Annotated in this window: 15 protein-coding genes; 7 read left to right on the top strand and 8 right to left on the bottom strand. The window is 69.7% G+C overall.

Features of this window, described 5'->3' with window-relative positions:
- Window positions 1-7: 7 nt before the first annotated feature.
- The 4 genes from OV208_RS14710 to OV208_RS14725 form a co-directional block, all read right to left on the bottom strand.
- Window positions 8-1264 (bottom strand): type II secretion system F family protein, encoded by a 1257-nt coding sequence (locus OV208_RS14710; RefSeq protein ID WP_267574455.1) that lies wholly within the window; start codon window positions 1262-1264, stop codon window positions 8-10.
- Window positions 1265-1318: 54 nt separating this feature from the next.
- Window positions 1319-2431, bottom strand: a complete 1113-nt coding sequence (locus OV208_RS14715; RefSeq protein WP_267574456.1) for a type IV pilus twitching motility protein PilT — start codon at window positions 2429-2431, stop codon at window positions 1319-1321.
- A 38-nt stretch (window positions 2432-2469) separates the two neighbouring features.
- On the bottom strand, window positions 2470-4170 hold the full coding sequence (gene pilB / locus OV208_RS14720; RefSeq protein ID WP_120536688.1) for a type IV-A pilus assembly ATPase PilB: 1701 nt from the start codon (window positions 4168-4170) through the stop codon (window positions 2470-2472).
- 270 nt (window positions 4171-4440) lie between these two features.
- Entirely contained in the window at window positions 4441-5367 is a 927-nt protein-coding gene (locus OV208_RS14725; protein ID WP_267574457.1) for a bifunctional riboflavin kinase/FAD synthetase, read from the bottom strand.
- An 80-nt stretch (window positions 5368-5447) separates the two neighbouring features.
- Here OV208_RS14725 and trmB point away from each other — a divergent pair, with 80 nt between their 5' ends.
- The 3 genes from trmB (at window position 5448) to OV208_RS14740 (ending at window position 7719) form a co-directional block, all read left to right on the top strand.
- Entirely contained in the window at window positions 5448-6068 is a 621-nt protein-coding gene (trmB, locus tag OV208_RS14730) for a tRNA (guanine(46)-N(7))-methyltransferase TrmB (protein WP_267574458.1), read from the top strand.
- A gap of 143 nt (window positions 6069-6211) precedes the next feature.
- The gene (locus OV208_RS14735) at window positions 6212-7255 is read left to right on the top strand and encodes a diguanylate cyclase (protein WP_267574459.1); all 1044 of its coding nucleotides are present in this window, start codon (window positions 6212-6214) and stop codon (window positions 7253-7255) included.
- Window positions 7256-7305: 50 nt separating this feature from the next.
- On the top strand, window positions 7306-7719 hold the full coding sequence (locus OV208_RS14740; protein ID WP_267574460.1) for a hypothetical protein: 414 nt from the start codon (window positions 7306-7308) through the stop codon (window positions 7717-7719).
- Here OV208_RS14740 and OV208_RS14745 read toward each other — a convergent pair.
- Window positions 7699-8214, bottom strand: a complete 516-nt coding sequence (locus tag OV208_RS14745) for a hypothetical protein (RefSeq protein WP_267574461.1) — start codon at window positions 8212-8214, stop codon at window positions 7699-7701. The genes OV208_RS14740 and OV208_RS14745 overlap by 21 nt on opposite strands.
- On the opposite strand from OV208_RS14745, the gene OV208_RS14750 reads away from it, so the two are divergent.
- From OV208_RS14750 to OV208_RS14760, 3 genes are all read left to right on the top strand, one after another.
- Window positions 8213-9085, top strand: a complete 873-nt coding sequence (locus tag OV208_RS14750) for a hypothetical protein (RefSeq protein WP_267574462.1) — start codon at window positions 8213-8215, stop codon at window positions 9083-9085. The two genes, OV208_RS14745 and OV208_RS14750, sit on opposite strands and share 2 nt — an antisense overlap.
- Window positions 9086-9156: 71 nt before the next feature.
- Entirely contained in the window at window positions 9157-9579 is a 423-nt protein-coding gene (locus OV208_RS14755) for a cupredoxin domain-containing protein (protein WP_267574463.1), read from the top strand.
- 57 nt (window positions 9580-9636) lie between these two features.
- Entirely contained in the window at window positions 9637-12576 is a 2940-nt protein-coding gene (locus OV208_RS14760; RefSeq protein WP_267574464.1) for a helicase C-terminal domain-containing protein, read from the top strand.
- A gap of 243 nt (window positions 12577-12819) precedes the next feature.
- On the opposite strand, the gene OV208_RS14765 is transcribed toward OV208_RS14760, so the two are convergent.
- From OV208_RS14765 to OV208_RS14775, 3 genes are all read right to left on the bottom strand, one after another.
- On the bottom strand, window positions 12820-13962 hold the full coding sequence (locus OV208_RS14765) for a cysteine desulfurase family protein (RefSeq protein ID WP_267574465.1): 1143 nt from the start codon (window positions 13960-13962) through the stop codon (window positions 12820-12822).
- Window positions 13963-14058: 96 nt separating this feature from the next.
- The gene (locus OV208_RS14770; protein WP_267574466.1) at window positions 14059-14805 is read right to left on the bottom strand and encodes a signal protein; all 747 of its coding nucleotides are present in this window, start codon (window positions 14803-14805) and stop codon (window positions 14059-14061) included.
- Window positions 14802-15551, bottom strand: coding sequence for a HEAT repeat domain-containing protein (locus OV208_RS14775; RefSeq protein ID WP_267574467.1), 750 nt, complete (start codon window positions 15549-15551; stop codon window positions 14802-14804). The genes OV208_RS14770 and OV208_RS14775 overlap by 4 nt, the downstream gene beginning before the upstream one ends.
- A gap of 168 nt (window positions 15552-15719) precedes the next feature.
- Here OV208_RS14775 and OV208_RS14780 point away from each other — a divergent pair, with 168 nt between their 5' ends.
- Complete coding sequence (locus OV208_RS14780; RefSeq protein ID WP_267574468.1) at window positions 15720-17486, top strand: S53 family peptidase; 1767 nt, start codon at window positions 15720-15722, stop codon at window positions 17484-17486.
- Window positions 17487-17551 lie beyond the last annotated feature (65 nt).

The following is a 17551-nucleotide window of genomic DNA, read 5'->3' on the forward strand; positions in this document are numbered from 1 at the left end:
CACCGCGTTACTTGATCGCGCCGGCAAGCGAGAAGATGGGCAGGTACATGGCGATGAGGAAGCCACCGACCACGCCGCCGAGGAACACCATCAGGATGGGTTCGATCAACGACGTCAGGTTGCTGACGGCCGTGTCCACCTCGTCGTCGTAGAAGTCGGCGATCTTGTTGAGCATGGTGTCCATGGCGCCCGTCGCTTCGCCGACGCCAATCATCTGCACCACCATGGAGGGGAACACCTTGGTCTCCAGCAGCGGCCCGGCGATGTTCTTGCCTTCGGAGATCTTGCCGCGCACGTAGTAGATGGCCTCTTCCACCGTGCGGTTACCAGCCGTCTTCGCCGTCACGTCCAGGGCGTCCAGGATGGGCACGCCGGAGGAGATCATCGTGCCCAGGGTGCGCGTGAAGCGCGCCACGGCCACCTTGCGAAGCACGTCGCCGAACAGGGGCAGCTTGAGGAACGTCTTGTCCCAGAACTTGCGGCCCCGGGGCTGGCGGTAGGTCCAGGTGAAGAAGAAGGTGAAGGCGGCGATGCCGACGACCGTGTGGATGAAGTACGCCTGGGCGAACTTCGACATGTCCACGACGACCTGCGTGGGGGCCGGCAGCGCCGAACCGAAGTCCGCGAACATCTTCTCGAAGACGGGCGTCACCTTGAGGAGCAGGAGCGCCGTCACGCCGATGGCCACCAGGATGACCACCGTCGGGTAGGTCATCGCGCTCTTGACCTTGGACTTGAGCTTCTCGGCCTTCTCCCGGTAGGCGGCGAGCCGGTTGAGGATGGTGTCGAGGATACCGCCGACCTCGCCCGCGGCGCAGAGCTGGACGTAGAGCTCGTCGAAGACCTTGGGGTGCTCCTTCAGCGCGTCCGCGAAGGTGCTGCCCTGCTCCACCTTGTTCTTGATGGCGAACACCACCTTCTTGAAGGCGGGGTTGTCCATCTGGCTGGCGAGGATGTCCAGACACTGCACCAGCGGCAGACCAGCGTCGATCATCGTCGCGAACTGACGGGTGAAGATGAGGATGTCCTTGCCCGCGACACCTCCCATCCCGGGGATGGAGAGCTCCACGTCGAAGCCGCTCTTCTTGCGGACCTTCGTCGGGTTGAGACCCAGGGACTTGAGGCGCGCGTTGACGGCCTCCACGTCCATGGCCTCCATCTCGCCCTTCTTGCTCTCCCCGCTCTTGGTCTTCGCCTCCCAGAGGAATTGGGCCGTGCTCTTCTTTCCTGCTGTCGCCTTCTGCTGGACCGCTGGTGCTGCCATACCTGGACCTCCGGGGAGGGCGCGAGTCTAACCCGCGAAATTCACGACAGAAAACTAACGGGCACCCGCTCCCCCGGCCGGCCGCTGGGCACCACCCTGCCCTGCGCCCGTCGCGAGGATGTTGCGCAGCTCTTCCGGGTCAGAAGAGCGGCCGAAGGCCTCATCCTGGGAGATGAGCCGACGCGCCAGAAGGGCGGCCAGCGCCTGGTTGAACGTCTGCATGCCGTACTTCGCCTGACCGACCTGCATGGACGAGTAGATCTGGTGGACCTTGTCCTCGCGGATCAGGTTCCGGATGGCGGGGTTCGGGATCATGACCTCCAGGGCCAGCACGCGGCCCGGGCCACCAATCTTGGACACCAGCGCCTGGCTCATCACGCCCTCCAGCACGAAGGAGAGCTGCGCGCGCACCTGCGGCTGCTGGTACGGCGGGAACACGTCCAGCACGCGGTTGATGGTCTGCACCGCGCTGTTGGTGTGCAGCGTCGCGTAGCAGATGTGGCCCGTCTCCGCGATGGTGAGCGCCGCTTCGATGGTCTCCAGGTCTCGGAGCTCACCGACCAGCACGATGTCCGGGTCCTGGCGCAGGATGTACTTGAGGGCCGTCTTGAAGTTCTTCGTGTCCGCACCGACTTCGCGCTGGTTGACCAGGCAGTTCTTGTGCGGGTGCAGGTACTCGATGGGGTCCTCGATGGTCATGATGTGCTCATGACGCTCGGTGTTGATCTTGTCGATCATCGAGGCCAGCGTGGTGGACTTGCCGGAGCCCGTGGGCCCCGTCACCAGGATGAGGCCGCGCGGCTTCTTCACGAGCTCCGCCACCACCGGCGGCAGGCCCAGCTCCTGGAACGTCAGGATCTTGAAGGGAATCGTGCGGAAGGCTCCGGCGACGGCGCCACGCTGCATGAAGATGTTCGCGCGGAAGCGGGACAGGCCCTTCACGCCGAACGACAAGTCCAGTTCGTTCTCTTCCTCGAACTTGTGCTTCTGCGCGTCCGTGAGGATGGAGTAGCAGAGCTGCTTCGTCTCCACGGGGGTGAGCGGCGCCGTCTTGAGCGGGACGAGTTCACCGTCCACGCGGAGCTGCGGCGGCGAGCCGGTGGTGATGTGGAGGTCGGAAGAGCCCTTCTCGACCATCGCCTTCAGAAGCTGGTGCAGGTTGGCCACGGATGCGTGTCCTGTCGGGGAAGAAGTGAAGAAGGTGTCTAGAAGCGGTCCGGCGCGGTGTTGCCCACGACCTCTTCGAGCGTCGTCATGCCGTCCATGAGCTTCTTCAGCGCGCTCATGCGAAGGCTGCTCATGCCCAGCCGGATGGCTTCCTGCTTGAGCTCCGCCGCGGAGCCGCCGTTGATGACCAGCTCCTTGAGGCCATCCCAGAAGGGCATGACCTCGTAGATGGCCACGCGGCCCCGGTAGCCACGGTCATTGCACTCGCGGCAGCCGACCTTCTCGTACATCGTGAAGGTGCCCATCTTGTCCGGGGGGATGCCCGCGTCGATGAGGGCCTGCTCGTCCACCTTCTCCGCGGGGCGCTTGCAGGCCGGACACAGCCGGCGCGCCAGACGCTGGGCGAGGATGAGGTTGAGCGACGCCGTCACGAGGAACGGCTCGATGCCCATGTTCAACAGACGGCTGACGGTGCCGGGGGCGTCGTTGGTGTGCAGCGTGGAGAGCACGAGGTGGCCGGTGAGCGCGGCCTTCACGCCGATTTCCGCCGTCTCGAAGTCGCGGATCTCACCGATCATGATGATGTCCGGGTCCTGGCGCAGGAACGAGCGCAGGCCGGCGGCGAAGTTCAGGCCGATGTCCTCATGCATCTGCACCTGGTTGATGCCGGCGAAGTTGAATTCGACCGGGTCCTCCGCGGTGCAGATGTTGGTGCCCACGTCGTTGAGGCTGGCGAGCGCGGAGTACAGCGTCGTCGTCTTGCCGGAGCCCGTGGGGCCCGTCACCAGCACCATGCCGTAGGGACGGTCGATGGCTTCCTTGAACCAGGCCAGGGGCGTCGCGTCGAAGCCCAGCTTGGTCATGTCGAGCTGCAGGTTGCTCTTGTCGAGCAAGCGCATCACGACCTTCTCGCCGAAGAGCGTGGGACACACGCTCACGCGGAAGTCCATCTCCTTGCCGCCGCCAATCTTGATCTTGATGCGACCGTCCTGCGGCAGGCGGCGCTCGGAGATGTCCAGCGACGCCATGATCTTCAGACGGCTGGTGATGGCGTTGCGCAGCTTCATGGGCGGGCGCATCACCTCGTACATCACGCCGTCGATCCGGAAACGGACCCGGAAGTCCTTCTCGTACGGTTCGATGTGGATGTCGGACGCGCGCTTCTTGATGGCGTCCATGAGGATGAGGTTCACCAGCTTGACCACGGGCGCGTCGTCCGCGGCCTTGGCCATCTCATCCAGGTTCTCCTGCTCCTCCTTGGCGACCTCGATGTCGTCGCCCACGTCGCCGACGATGTCCTCCATCGAGGGGCCCTTTTCGGCGTAGTAGCGCTCGATGGCCTCGCGGATGGAGATTTCGGAGGCGACGACGGCCTCGATGTTGTAGCCGGTGAGGAACTTCAGGTCGTCCACCGCGAAGATGTTGGACGGGTCGCACATGGCGACGATGAGCGACGGGCCCGCGCGGTTGACCGGGATCACCAGATGCTTCTCGGCCACTTCCTTGGGCACGAGCTTGATGATGTCCGGATCAATGTCGAAGTCCTTCAGGTTGATGGCAGGCACGCCGTACTGCTTCGACAGGAAGTCGGTGAGCTTCGACTCCTCGATGGCGCCCGTCTTGATGAGCGCGGTGCCAATGCGGGCACCGCTCTTCTGTTGCTCCTCCTGCGCCTTGCGGAGTTGCTGGACGGAGATGAGGTTCTCGCGCACCAGCAATTCACCGAGTCGACCGGACATTTCTGGGATGCCTCTTTGAGCGTGAGGAGGGGACAGCCAGACCCCCGGCCATCGCGGGGACCTTGAGGGGGATGAGGGGTGCGACAGGGACCTGACGCCCTGGCACGGATCCTCACGGATTAGAGGAAACCGATGCGCAGCCTGTCAAGGCGCCCCCACGTGCCTCCTTGCTGTCCGCTGCCCCGGAACTGCGTGCGCCGTCCTTCACCGAGGAAGGCGTCCGGTGTGGCGGAAAAAGGGCCGCCGTCCCGGTCCACCGGTGGGCCACCTTCACCCGTCGTCGCGGGCCACCACGGTGCGGGCGGCCTCCACGTCGCGTTTGATTTGACCCACCAGCTCCGCGGCGGAGCCGAAGCGCTGTTCGGGCCGCAGCCGCTCCAGGAACTGCACCCGCAGCTCCTTGCCGTAGAGGTCGCCGGTGAAGTCCAGCAGGTGCGCCTCGATGGTGACCTCCGTGCCTCCGAAGGTGGGCTTCACCCCGATGTTCGCCGCGCCCGGCCGCCACGGCCCATCCGCGTCCGAGTGCAGGCGCACCCGGATGGCGTACACGCCGGGTGCGGGCCGCAGTTCGTTCTGCGTGTCCACGTTGGCGGTGGGAAAGCCGATGGTGCGGCCCCGCCCCGCCCCGGCCACCACCGTGCCGTCCAGGTCGAACGGGCGACCGAGCAGGCGCCGGGCCGCTCCCACGCGGCCTTCCAGGATGTACTCGCGGATCCGCGACGAGGAGGCGACGACGCCGTCCACGTGCACCGGCTGCACGATGTGGACCTGGGCCCCGCGCTTCGCCGCGGCCTCGCGCAGGGTGGTGACGGTGCCCGCGCGGTGGGCGCCATAGGTGAAGTCGCTGCCCACCACCACGTGGCCCACGCCCAGGGTGTCCAGGAGCGAAGCCTCGAAGTCGGCCGGGGAGTTGCGCGCGTAGTCGCGGGTGAAGGGCTGCACCACCACGCTGTCCAGGCCACGGGTGGCGAGCAGCTCCAGCTTGCGCGGCAGGAGCGTGATCAGCTTGGGCGCGAGGTCCGGCTGGAGCACCTTGCCCGGGTGGGGCTGGAAGGTGAGCGCGGAGGCGGCGGCGTGGCGCAGCCCTTCCGCGAAGAGGGCCTGGTGGCCCACGTGCACACCATCGAAGTTGCCCAGCGCGACGGCCTGCCCCTGGAGCTGGCGGCCCGCCTCGGACACCGACTGGAAGACCTTCATGGCCCTTCCCTATAGCACCCCGCGCGCTTTTGCCCTGGCCAACCCACGCGGCTCCATGGTTAGAGGCGCCCGCTCCCGCCATGCGCCCTGCCCTGCTCCCTGAACCGGTCGGCCTCAAGTTCGTCCCCCTGGAAACGCCCCCGGACTGGGACGCGGAGTTCGGGTTCACCGGCCCCCTGGAGCTGGAGATCGGCTCCGGCGCGGGCGGCCACGCCCTGGAGTACTGCCGCCGCAACCCCGGCGTGCGCTTCGTCGCCTTCGAGTGGCGCAAGAAGTACGCGCGCGACACGCAGATGCGAGGGGAGAAGCTGGCCCTGAAGAACCTGCGCGTCATCGAATCCGACGCGCGCTTCGTGGTGCCGCGCATCATCGCCCCCGCCTCTCTGGACGTCATCCACCTCCAGTTCCCCGACCCCTGGTGGAAGCGCTCCCACGCGAAGCGGGCGGTGGTGCAGCCGGACTTCGCGAAGCTGATGCTGGGCCTGCTCAAGCCCGGCGGCCGCTTCGACATGCGCACCGACGTGCAGGAGCGCGGCGTGGCCATGCTGCGCATCCTGGAGGAGGCGGGCTTCCACAACCCGCTGGGCGCGGGCGTCTTCCATCCGTATGACCCGGAAGAGGTGCCCTCCACCCGCGAGCGGCGCTACCTGGCGTCCGGAGAACCCGTCTATCGCGCACGGCTGGTAAAGCCCGCACCGTAGAACGGCCAACGTCCCGGCCCGGCCGCACCGCGTGGCCCTTGGCAGCAACCCGGAGCCCGGGAGAGAATCAACGTGACAGGTCCCTGGACCGGGGGCCACGTGTGAAGTCGGCCACGACCGCACTCCAGGGGGGCGGGCACCTCATGCCGGAAGCCGAGAGGAAGAGGATGCTGGAGGTCGCCCGGAGGAGCGGGCCGGCGAACGACTTCTCCGGCCGCACCGTGCTCATCGTGGACGATGATCCGGCGCAGGTGAAGCACGTGCGCGAGGGCCTGGCCCCGCACGGCTATGTCTTCAAGGAGGCGCTGGACGGGGCGCAGGCGCTGTCGGCCATCCGCGCGGGGCGGCCGGATCTCATCGTCATGGACGTGGAGATGCCGGGGCTGGGCGGCGTGGAGGTGTGCCGCATCGTCAAGGCCAACGCGGGCGAGGGCGGCTTCGGCTTCATTCCGGTCATCCTGATGACGGCGCGGCAGGCGGCGGGCAAGGTGGAGGGGCTGGAGCTGGGCGCGGACGACTACCTGGTGAAGCCCTTCGACATGCTGGAGCTTGGCGCGCGCGTGAAGTCGATGCTGCGGCTCAAGGCGCTGCAGGACGCGCTGGTGGAGAAGAATCGGGAGCTGGAGTGGGCCAACCGGGAACTGGACCGCAGGCGGCAGGAGCTGTTGGCCCTGAGCCGCACGGACGCGCTCACGGGCCTGTTCAACCGGCGCTACTTCGAGGAGCGGCTGAGCGAGGAGTTCATGCGCTCGCGCCGGTACCGTTCGCCCCTGTCGCTGGTGATGCTGGACATCGACCACTTCAAGAACATCAACGACTCCTACGGTCACCCCTTCGGGGACGAGGTGCTGCGCGCGGTGGCCCAGACAGCCCGGAGCACGCTGCGCGAGGTGGACCTGCTGGCCCGCTACGGTGGCGAGGAGTTCATCGCCCTCTTGCCAGAGGCCGCGCCCCAGGACGCGCTCCGGGCGTGCGAGCGGGTGCGGGAGGCCATCGAGAAGCTGGAGCTGCCCTGGCAGGGACCGGGCGGGGTGACCCAGATGGTGAAGCTGACGGCCTCGCTGGGGGTCGCCACGGTGCCGGCGGACGACCTGCAGGAGACGGAGGCGCTGCTTCGCGCGGCGGATGTGAGCCTGTATTCCGCCAAGGGGACGGGACGTAATCGCGTCCATCAGCACGCGGCTTGAAGCAGCTCGCGCTTCCCCACGGCGGCGCTTTGACCTAAACCGGAGGCTCCATGCGCCCGCTCGCGACGACGACCTGGCTGCTGCTCGCCCTGTTTGCACTGGGCGGCTGCAACCGGCTCCAGCCGGACTCCCCCGTGGGGGCCTACCAGACCTTCCACCGGCACGTGCAGCGAGGCGAGCTGCCCAAGGCCTACGCGGTCCTTTCCCAACCCACCCAATCCAACCTCAAGGCCCAGGCCCAGAAGGTCAGCGACGCCTCCGGAGGCATGGTGAAGCCGGAGCCGCTGGCGCTGTTCTTCGCGAATGTCCCCGTGCCCCCCGATGTTCAGGAAGTCTCGCTGCTCCGCCAGGAGGGCGACAAGGCGACCCTGGTCGTGCGCTCGGCGGGAAGGTCGGGCGAGGTCCGGATGGTGCGAGAGCCATCCGGGTGGAAGGTCGACCTCTCAGCATCCCCCCAGCCGTGAGCCCGGGCATGCCCGGACCCCGCGCATCAGGTAACGTACAACCGTGAACGACAGGAAGACACGGCGGGTGGTCCCCGCAGTCGAAGTCATCCGGAGGCCGGGCACGCCCGGCAGTGGTCCGGTGACTCCGACCTCGGCCGCCCCCTCCCCCACGACGCCGAGGCCCACGCCCCGGCCCACCCCGGTGGCGCCCACCCCCGCGCCCGCGTCCCCCGACGCGGAGCCCGCGGCGCGTGCGACACCGGTGCCCCCCGTGCCCAGGACAGCCCCGGGCATGCTCCCCACACCCCGGCCCACGGGGCTTGCGCCCACGCCTCCCCGGCCGGCCACGCCCGTGGCTGCCACGGGGGTGCCCGCCCCCACGACGGGGCCGGGCGTCGCGACGGCGGCTGCCCCGGCCACACCCCGGCCGGCGGCTCCAGCGCCCGCGTCCGCGTCCGGAGGTTTCGCGCCGGGCGTCGGGGCACGTCCCTCCGCGCCCCGGGCGCCGGGCATGGGTGGGCCTCCCCGTTCGGGCGGTCCTCCGGGCCGCTTCGGTCCCCGGCCCTCCACGCCGCGCCCGCCGCCCACGCCGGAGCAGATCCTGACGCTGGCCACGCGCGAGCACGTGCCGGCGCGCATCGCCAAGGGGGAGCTGGAAGGCAAGATGAAGGCGCGCATCTGGCGCAAGCTGCACGCCGAGGAGGCGAAGCGCTTCGACCAGGTCTACGAGCTGATGGGCCAGACGGCGGGCCTGTCGCTGGGCGACGCGTTCGGCATCCTCCAGAGCGGCCTGACGGTGGCGGAGTTCATGGCGCGCAAGGAGCGCAGCCAGCGCAAGGCCGCCATCAAGCAGGCGCGCGGCCAGGTGGACAACGCGCTGGTGGCGGACTTCCTGGGCGCGTTCATCGAGCAGAAGACCGAGCTGTCGGTGGTGCTCGCGGAGCGGTCGCTGCTGGACACGCTCCTGTCGGAGGAGGCCATCGCCTTCACCTTCGAGCGCACGGGCCGGCTGGAGAAGCTCCAGGTGGTGCTCATCTCGCGGCGGGGTGACTGGGAGCGGCTGATGCCGACCCTGGACCGCGACGCGAAGCTCACCCAGAAGCCGGCGCAGGTGGCGCGTCAGCCGGACAAGCGGCCCTATTCGGATCCCCGCCCGTTCCTGCCGCACATCGGGCAGACGGTGAAGCTGGTGATGCGCAACGGCATCACGGTGGAAGCGCCCCTGCTGCGCGTGGGCCGCTTCGACGTGCTGCTGGGCGAGCCGGGCCACGAGCTGTTCATCCCGCTCCACGCCCTGCTGCGCTTCGAGGCGCCCCCGGCCCCGCCCGAGGACGAGTCCGACGACGACGACGTGCCGGCCGCGGCCCCGGATTCCGAGGGCTGAGGTCCGCTGTTCTCTTCCGGGCGGCCTGGGCTTCAGTGCCGGGCCGCCCTTCTTCTTTCGGAGTCCTGCCCATGCGTCCGTTCTTCTCCCGCATCATCAAGCCCTGGCTGGCGCTCACCGCCGCGGCCATCGTCGCGGGGGCTTCCCAGCAGGCCTGCACCCAGGACGCGACCGCGAAGGCGCCGGCCGCGCCCCCCGCGGCCGAGGTGGGACGGCGGGAGAATGGCGTGCACGTGGTGGAGCTGGCCGTCACGGAGAAGGGCTACGAGCCGTCCCCGGTGCAGCTCAAGAAGGGCGAGCCGGTGAAGCTGGTGGTGACGCGCAGGACGGACATGACGTGCGCCACCGAGCTGGTGATGGACGAGTATAAAATCGACACGAAGCTGCCGCTGAACACGCCGGTGGAGATCGCCTTCACCCCCAGTCAGTCCGGCACGCTGCGGTACGGGTGCGCGATGGGGAAGATGATCGCCGGCACCTTCGTCGTGGAGTAGTGGCCACCGCGCGTTAACTGGCGATGTCCCCCCGGGCGGGTAGGCTCGGCGCCCTGCATGGGCAGCTCGGAGCTCTTCACCCGGCACGTCTTCCTGGACCTCGAAACGACGGGGCTGGACCCGCGTGTGGACGAGGTCATCGAGGTCGGCTGCCTGTTCTTCGAGAACGGCCGCGAGGTGGACCGCTTCAGCCGCCTGTATGCGTCGACGCGCCCGCTGAACCTCACCATCAAGCGCCTCACGGGCCTGGGGGATGCGCAGCTCGCCGGCCAGCCCCGCTTCGACACCGAGCGCGCCGAGCTGCGTGAGCGGCTGCGCGGGTGGACGGTGGTGGCGCACAACGCCCCGTTCGAGAAGGGCTTCCTGCCGGACGTGCTGGGCCCCATCCGCGCCCCGGTGCTCGATTCGTGCGAGCTGATGCACTACCTGCACCCGGAGCTGCCCAGCCACTCGCTGGAGTCGCTGATGCGGTGGGCGAAGCTGGGGCAGCAGCAGCCGCACCGCGCGCTCCATGACTGCGCGGCGGTGCACGCGGTGCTGGTGCACGCACTGGACGGCTGCGTGCGCGATGGGCGCGCCGAGGACGTGGCGGACCTGCTCTCCACCATGGATCCGCGCGCGCGCACGTCCCTGCTGGGGCCCACGCCGCTGCTGGACTCGGCCTCGGCGGAAGACGAGCGTGACCTGGGGACGGATGCGGAGGCGCGTCCGCTGGTGGAGCTGCTGTCCCGGCTGTGGGAGGCGTGCCGGGCGACACCGGTGCCGCTGGGCCTGGAGACGACGGGCGGATTCCTGCGCGCTCGGCCGGAGCGGCGGCGGGCGAATGGCGCGCGGCCTCCTCCCGAGCCGGAAGCGGATGCGACTCCGCTGCCGGTGCGGCCGGAGGAGGTGTCCGCGGTGCTGGGGCCTGACGGCGCGCTGGAGCGTGGCGGTGGGTTCCTGTCCCGGCCCGCGCAGTTGGAGATGGCGCACGCGGTGGCGCGCACGCTGTCGGACGGCGGGCAGGTGGCGGTGGAGGCGGGGACAGGCACGGGCAAGTCGCTGGCGTACCTCGCGCCCGCCGCGCTGTTCGCCGCGCGCAACGGGCTGAAGGTCGGCGTGGCGCCGCACACGAAGACGCTCCAGGACCAGTTGCTGGAGAAGGACCTGCCCCGGCTGCATCAGGCCACCGGGGGCGCGTTCGGCTATGCGCTCCTGAAGGGCCAGACGAACTACCTGTGCCGCCGCCGCGCGCTGGAAGCCACTCGGGTGGAGCCAGGGATGAACCACTCCGCTCGGGCGCCCCGGGCCTACGTGCGCGCGTACATGCGCCGCAGCACGGATGGGGACCTGGACCGGCTGAGCCACTGGTTCCGGGAGCGCTTCCCCGCGATGCACGGGCTGGTGCCGGCGGTGCGTTCGGAGGCGGCGACGACGCTGGGCGAGCGGTGCCCGCACCACCACAAGTGTTTCTACCACTCGGCGGTGGCGCACGCGCGCGAGGCGGACGTGCTGGTCATCAACCAGTCGCTCGCGTTCGCGTGGCCCGCGCGCTACCCGCGCCTGGACCACCTGGTGCTGGACGAGGCGCACGAGTTGGAGGACGTGGCCACCACCGCGCTCACGCTGGAGCTGTCGGACCTGGCCTTCATGCGCCTCACGGAGCGGCTGCACGGGCGCGACGGACGCCGGGGCCTCTTCGCGGAGCTGCGCCGCGCGCTGGCGGCCACGCGCCGGGAGGAGTCCCGCTCCTTGATGGGTGAAGTGGACGACGCGCTGCGCACGCTGCTCCAGGAGGCGCGGGCCCTGGGCGAACAGGTGACGGCGCTGTGCGAGCCGGCCTCCGCGATGCCCGGCGAGGACGCGGACGAAGCGGCCTATGCCCCGGAGCTTCGGGTGACGGACGCCGTGCGCGCCCTGCCCGCCTGGGAGCCCGTGCGCGAGGGGCTGGATGCGGTTCGCGGCGCGTTGCAACGCGTGCACACGCTGCTCGCGGTGCGGGCGCTGGCGGCGCTGCCGGAGCTGGCGGTGAAGCAGCCCTCGCTGGAGCGGGAGCTGGCCGGGGCCACCACGGAGCTGGGCGAGCTGGGCGTGCTCGCGGGCGAGCTGGCTGGCGAGCCGGATGTGAAGCGGTGCTACGCGGCGCGCGCGGAGCCTCGCAAGGGGCGCTGGAGCGTGGGCGCGCAGTTGGTGGACGTGTCCGAGGCGGTGGCGAAGGACTTCGCCGCGAGCAAGCGCGCGCTGGTGATGACGTCCGCCACGCTGGGCACGGGCGACCCTGTGCCGTTCGTGCTGAAGCGGCTGGGACTCCGGCCGCCCATCCTGCGCGCGCCCTCCCCGTTCCACCTGGGACGGCAGGCGCTGGTGGTGTTGGTCACCGACGCGCCGCGCGCGCACGAGGAGCCCTTCATCGACTGGGCTTCGGGGCGCATCTCCGGGCTTGCACAGGTGATGGGTGGACGGGTGCTGGGTTTGTTCGCCTCCACTCGGCGGCTGGAGCGCGTGGCGCGCGAGGTCCAGGCCCGGCTGGAGCCGCATGGGATTGAAGTGCTGCGCCAGTCGCGCGGGCACGGCCGTTCGCTGGCGGCGCGGCAGGAGCGCGACACGGGCACGGTGCTGCTAGGCACCAAGAGCTTCTGGCAGGGCGTGGACATCCCCGGGCGTGGCGTGGGGTGTGTCTTCATCGACAAGCTGCCGCTGGAGCCGGCATCGCGTCCACTGGTGGCCGCGCGTGAGGAGCCCCTGGCCCGGGGTGGCAACGAGTACCTGGGCTTCCTCCAGTACCGGCTGCCTCGCGCGCTGTTGATGCTGCGTCAGGGCGTCGGGCGGCTCATCCGCTCCACCACCGACCGGGGCATCGTCGTGGTCGCGGACCCCGGGCACGCCAGCTACCGGCCCATGCTGCTCCAGGCGCTGGACGGCTATCGCGTCGTGGCGCTGCCGTGGGCCCAGGCGCGGTTGCTGCTGCACTCGGAGCTGATGCAGATGGGCCTGGCCGCGGACACCGCGCGCGTGTGATTCCGCGCCGGGGCGGACATCGCTCCGGTGACCCGTTCCGAGGGAGGGCCCCACCGCGCCGGACCGATTAACGTCTGGCAGGGACGCGCGGGCAACCGCCCACCCGGAGCGCGCGGGCCACCGTCTCACCCCTGCGCTCGGATCGCGCCTCGCAGCCACGGACCAAGGCCCCTCCGCACGAAGCGAACAGGCCACCGTTCCACCTGAGTTCCTCGGGTCGTGTCTCGTCCGACCGGGCTCGGACTACGGTCCCGTGAGTCGCTTCCACGAGCGCACCAGCGCCACCGCCGCGCGTTCGATCTCCTCCGCCGTCGTGCCACGACCGACGCAGAGGCGCACCGTGCCGAGCGCGGCGTCCAGTTTGATGCCCATCGCGAGGATGACGGCGGATGCGCTTTCGTGGCCCTCGTGGCAGGCCGACCCCGTTGAAGCCGCGACCTCCGGTGCACCCGCGAGCACCGCGTCGCCGAAGACGTTCGGGAACCGGACGCTGAGCGTGTTTGGCAGAGACAGGTCCAGGCCGCCATTGAGCGCCATCCCCGGGATGGACGAAGCGAGGCGCTTCCAGAGCAGGTCCCGACGCGCGCGCATGCGCGACGCGACCGCCTCCAGGTCACGGCCCGCTACCTCGCACGCGACTCCGAGCCCGACGATGGAGGCCACGTTCTCCGTACCGGGACGCAGGCCGCGCTCATGCGACGCGCCGAGCGTGAAGGGCAACAGCGGGGTGCCGCGCCTCACGTAGAGCGCACCCACGCCCTTGGGCGCGTAGAGCTTGTGGCCCGCGACGGACAGCAGATCCACCCCCAGCTCCCGCACGTCCACCGGCGTCTTGCCCAGTGACTGCGCCGCATCCGTGTGGATGACCGCGCCCGCGGCGTGCGCGAAGCGGGCCAGCTCCGCGACGGGCTGATAGACGCCCGTCTCGTTGTTCGAATGCATCACCGTGACGAGGGCCGTGTCCGCGTTGACCGCGTCCCGGGCCTCGTCGAGCCGCGCGCGGCCCTCCGTGTCCACGCCGAGCCGGGTGACACGCCAGCCCTGCTTCTCCAGCCAGTCACAGGGACGCGCCGTCGCGGGATGCTCGATGACCGTCGTCACGAGCTGCTGCCGTGCTCCAGCCGCCTCGCTGACACCGCGGATCGCCAGGTTGTTCGCTTCGGTGCCGCCCGACGTGAAGAACACCTCGTCCGCGTCACACCCGAGGAGCGCGGCCACCTGTTCGCGCGCCTGGACCACGGCGACGCGGGCCCTCGTGCCGTAGACATGCCCGCTGGAGGGATTGCCGAAATGCTCCCGCAGGTACGGAAGCATCGCGTCCAGACACTCCGGCAGCAGCGGCGTCGTGGCGTTGTGATCCAGGTAGATGGGCGCGTCGTGAGTCATGGGGAATCCTTATGCCATCGGGAGCCACCCGGCGTGCCCGCCCACTCACGGCGTCACCTCCAGCCCCCGCCCCCACGAGGACCTCTGCCCCCTGCCCTACCGAGCCAGCCGCTCGCGGTAGCGTGCTTCCAGGGCGCTCAGCTCATCCACCCACGGTCCGGTGACGCCCTTCTGCCTCGCGACCGTCAGGGCCTCCGCCAGCACGCGCGCATCCTCTTCCTGTTGGTTGCGCAGCCGCTGCGTCATGTCCCTCGCGGCCTCGAACATGTCCTGGAGTTCGTCCCCTTCGCGCAGGCCATGCTGCGGCGGGCGCAGGCGGCCCTCGGCCACCTCGCGTACCATGCGCTTGATGCGGAACAGGGGGCCCGCCATCCGGTGCGTCACCACGATGGTCGCCAGCGCCACCACCACGATGAAGGTGAGCATGCACAGGCCCAGCACCCACCACGTCAGCCGCTGGTGGCGCTCCAACTCCTCGCGCTGCGCGACGATGGCCGTGCGCTCCGCCTCGTAGCCCGCATCGATAGCCTGCGCCTGCTCGCGGAACTTCGCCTCGAAGGACGGGTCGTCCATGTGGGCGAGCAGCTCGTTGGAGAGCGTGGCCCCGGACAGCTCGCGGCTCACCTCCGCCGCGCGCGAGCGGGCATCCACCGCCGTCGCCGTCTCCGCCATCAGCGAGTTCGCCGCGCGCACCAGGAAGATGCCGAGGATGGCCGCCAGCACCAGCGACACGCCGACGATGTACGCGGTGAGCTTGAGCTGGAAGGGCGCATCCAGCAGGAAGTTGCGCCACCGGCGCTTCGTCGGAGCGGGGGTCGGGGCCGGGGCGGTCGTCGTCGTCATGTCTCGCTGCTCCACTCGAAGGTCGCGGCGGCTTCCTCGATCGCGCGGGGGATCAGGGCCTTCAACAAGTCCGCGGGCGGCGCACCCGCGGCATTCACTTCCACCTGTCCCATCAATGACTGCTCCGGGTAGCTCATGCAAAGAATCGCGAGGCGAAGCCCTCCGCTGTCCGTGGCTTGAATCTCCGCCGTGATGCGGTAGCCGTGCACGCCCATCTTCTTGAGCGCGCCCTTCGCCGCCGCCTTCGTCTCCTTCACCGGCGCCATCTGCGCGCCCCGGCGCACCAGCTTCGAGCGCAGCCGCGCCTCCGTCACCTTCACCAGCTCCGGAGGGATGCCGCCCGTCTTGTCCTTCAACGTGTCCAACGCCAGGTAGAAGCGCGGCCGGCGCGCCTGGTACGCCTTGATGGCCTTGATGGACTCCGCCACCGCCGCCTGCACGGAGGCGTCCGTCTCCCCCTGGAACGCCTGGAGACAGTCGAGCCCCCCTGGCTCCAGGAGCGACCCCAGGCCCTTGGCCACCGCCGCGCGCACCAGCTCGCTGGGGTCCTTCAGTGCGCCGCACAACGGCGTCACCGCTTCAGGGTCCTCGGTGGCGCCCAACACGAGGGCGGCTTGTGAGCGCGCACGCGGATCCCTTCCCTTTTCCAACTGACGTCCCAGGAAGGTGATGCGCGTGTCTCCCTGCGCCAGCGCAGCGCACGGCAGCAGGAAGAGGATGAGCAGGATTGCTGTCGGCAGCCGCATGGGATGGGCAAAGAAGTGCCACCAGTGTAGCCGCGTTTTACCACTCCATGACAGTTGCCTCGCAGGGCAATCGCACCCACCTTCGATGCGCACAATGGGCGACGTCCTCCAGCCCGGAGGACGCTGGGGTGCGGCGGACCCGAGGGGTCACCGCGAGTTGGGGGAGCAATGAAGCGCGGACACATCCTCGCGGGTGTTCTTCTGCTGGCGGGGTGGATGGGGGGGTGTCGGGACTCGGACCGGCTGACGTCGGTGGGCAGGCCCCGTCCGCCAGGGCCTACACCGGTGGAAGGCGCGCCCACCCTTCCCGACTCGGAAACCTCCCAGCCACCGCCCACGACCCAGCCACCTCCGGAGCCCGAGGTGGTGGACCCGCCGCCGGAGCCGGAGGCCGAGGTGTTGGACCCCACGCCCATTCCGACGACGGATGGCGTCCCGGGGCCGTTGCCGGGCGTCTACACCGACAAGGGCGAGGCGCCGGAGACGGACCTCATCCGGGGGCTGGTGGCCTTCCCCATCCGCGACAGGGACGCGCTGGAGCAGCGCATCAACGACATCTACAAGCCGGGCGGCGCGGGCTTCCGCCAGTACATGACGCCCCAGGAGTGGAACGCGAAGCACGCTCCCCTGGAGAAGGACATCACCCTCGTCACGGACTGGATGAAGTCCGCGGGGCTCCAGACGCCTCGCGTCGCGTCCAACCGGCTGCTGGTGCAGTTCGTGGGCACCGTGGGCCAGTTCAACAAGGCCTTCGGCGTGAAGATCCGCATCCTGGAGCGCAAGTCGCCCCAGGGCGGAAATGATCCGCACGACGTCTACGGCCTCACGGAGGCCATCAAGGCGCCCACGTTCGTTCAGCAGCGCGTGTCCGCCATCGTCGCGCTGGACCTTCCGGCCGGGGTGGGCACGCTGCCCGGCGAATTCGGCCAGCCCTCCACGCAGAAGCCCGACCCCATCAACCGGGGTCTCACCCCGCAGCAGGTGGCGCGCGCGTACGGCCTGGACACCCTCTACAACCAGGGCCACCAGGGCCAGGGCACGAAGCTGGGCGTGGTGATTGGCGCGAGCTTCCGGTGGAAGGACCTGCGGGCCTTCTGGAAGATGTTCGACATCGAGCGCGAGGACCCCAAGGTCATCCAGACCATGGAGCCGCCCGTCACGCGCTACCGCGAGGGCACGCTCGATGTGGAGTGGGCCGCGGCGATGGCGCCCAAGTCGGAGGTCATCGTCTACATGGGCCCGGACGCGCGCAACACGTCCATGCTCTTCACCTTCAATGAAGCCATCGCCCGGGGCGAGGTGTCCGTCATCACCACGTCCTTCGCGCACCGCGAGGACTCCGAACCGCGCGCCGTGCATGAGCAGTACGGCGCCTCCGGGATGATGGCCGCCGCGCTGGGCATCACCGTCACGGCCGCGAGCGGCGACTCCGCGGGCGTGGACACGCCGGGCTCCAGCCCGTACGTCACGGCGGTGGGCGGCACGCAGTTGAAGATGAACGGCATGACGGTGACGGGCGAGACGGCCTGGTACTACTCCGGCTCCGGCATCAGCCGCACCTTCACGACGCCGGAATGGCAGAAGGGCATCGTGCCCCTGCCCGCGAAGCGCGCGGTGGTGGACGTGGCGCTCAACGCGGACACCGGCTTCTGGTACACGTGGCTGGGCGTCACCGTGCCCAACACCGGCACGTCGTTCTCATCACCCATCTTCGCGGGCCTCATCGCGGTGGTGAACGGCGCGCGCTCCGAGGTGGCGAAGCCCCAGGTGGGCTGGCTCAACTCGCAGCTCTACACGCTGCCCGCGGTGCAGGGCACCTTCCGCGACATCACCGTGGGCGTCACGGACCGGCAATACGAAGCCGGGCCGGGCTGGGACATCCCCACCGGGTGGGGCGCCCCCAACGCGGACGGACTGCTGCGCACCCTTCCCTAGCGGACAGGCGACAGGGGCGGGCAGGCATCCGGGCCCTTCCCCGGCTGTCATCCGGGATTGACGCC

The sequence above is a fragment of the Corallococcus sp. bb12-1 genome (genome assembly GCF_026626765.1).
Taxonomy (GTDB): domain Bacteria; phylum Myxococcota; class Myxococcia; order Myxococcales; family Myxococcaceae; genus Corallococcus; species Corallococcus terminator.

Excerpts from the sequence above, each read along its gene's own strand:
- OV208_RS14710 (WP_267574455.1), bottom strand. The coding sequence starts at position 1,264 with ATGGCAGCACCAGCGGTCCAGCAGAAGGCGACAGCAGGAAAGAAGAGC.
- pilB (WP_120536688.1), bottom strand. The coding sequence starts at position 4,170 with ATGTCCGGTCGACTCGGTGAATTGCTGGTGCGCGAGAACCTCATCTCC.
- OV208_RS14725 (WP_267574457.1), bottom strand. The coding sequence starts at position 5,367 with ATGAAGGTCTTCCAGTCGGTGTCCGAGGCGGGCCGCCAGCTCCAGGGG.
- trmB (WP_267574458.1), top strand. The coding sequence starts at position 5,448 with ATGCGCCCTGCCCTGCTCCCTGAACCGGTCGGCCTCAAGTTCGTCCCC.
- OV208_RS14735 (WP_267574459.1), top strand. The coding sequence starts at position 6,212 with ATGCCGGAAGCCGAGAGGAAGAGGATGCTGGAGGTCGCCCGGAGGAGC.
- OV208_RS14740 (WP_267574460.1), top strand. The coding sequence starts at position 7,306 with ATGCGCCCGCTCGCGACGACGACCTGGCTGCTGCTCGCCCTGTTTGCA.
- OV208_RS14750 (WP_267574462.1), top strand. The coding sequence starts at position 8,213 with ATGGGTGGGCCTCCCCGTTCGGGCGGTCCTCCGGGCCGCTTCGGTCCC.
- OV208_RS14745 (WP_267574461.1), bottom strand. The coding sequence starts at position 8,214 with ATGCCCGGCGCCCGGGGCGCGGAGGGACGTGCCCCGACGCCCGGCGCG.
- OV208_RS14755 (WP_267574463.1), top strand. The coding sequence starts at position 9,157 with ATGCGTCCGTTCTTCTCCCGCATCATCAAGCCCTGGCTGGCGCTCACC.
- OV208_RS14760 (WP_267574464.1), top strand. The coding sequence starts at position 9,637 with ATGGGCAGCTCGGAGCTCTTCACCCGGCACGTCTTCCTGGACCTCGAA.
- OV208_RS14765 (WP_267574465.1), bottom strand. The coding sequence starts at position 13,962 with ATGACTCACGACGCGCCCATCTACCTGGATCACAACGCCACGACGCCG.
- OV208_RS14770 (WP_267574466.1), bottom strand. The coding sequence starts at position 14,805 with ATGACGACGACGACCGCCCCGGCCCCGACCCCCGCTCCGACGAAGCGC.
- OV208_RS14775 (WP_267574467.1), bottom strand. The coding sequence starts at position 15,551 with ATGCGGCTGCCGACAGCAATCCTGCTCATCCTCTTCCTGCTGCCGTGC.
- OV208_RS14780 (WP_267574468.1), top strand. The coding sequence starts at position 15,720 with ATGAAGCGCGGACACATCCTCGCGGGTGTTCTTCTGCTGGCGGGGTGG.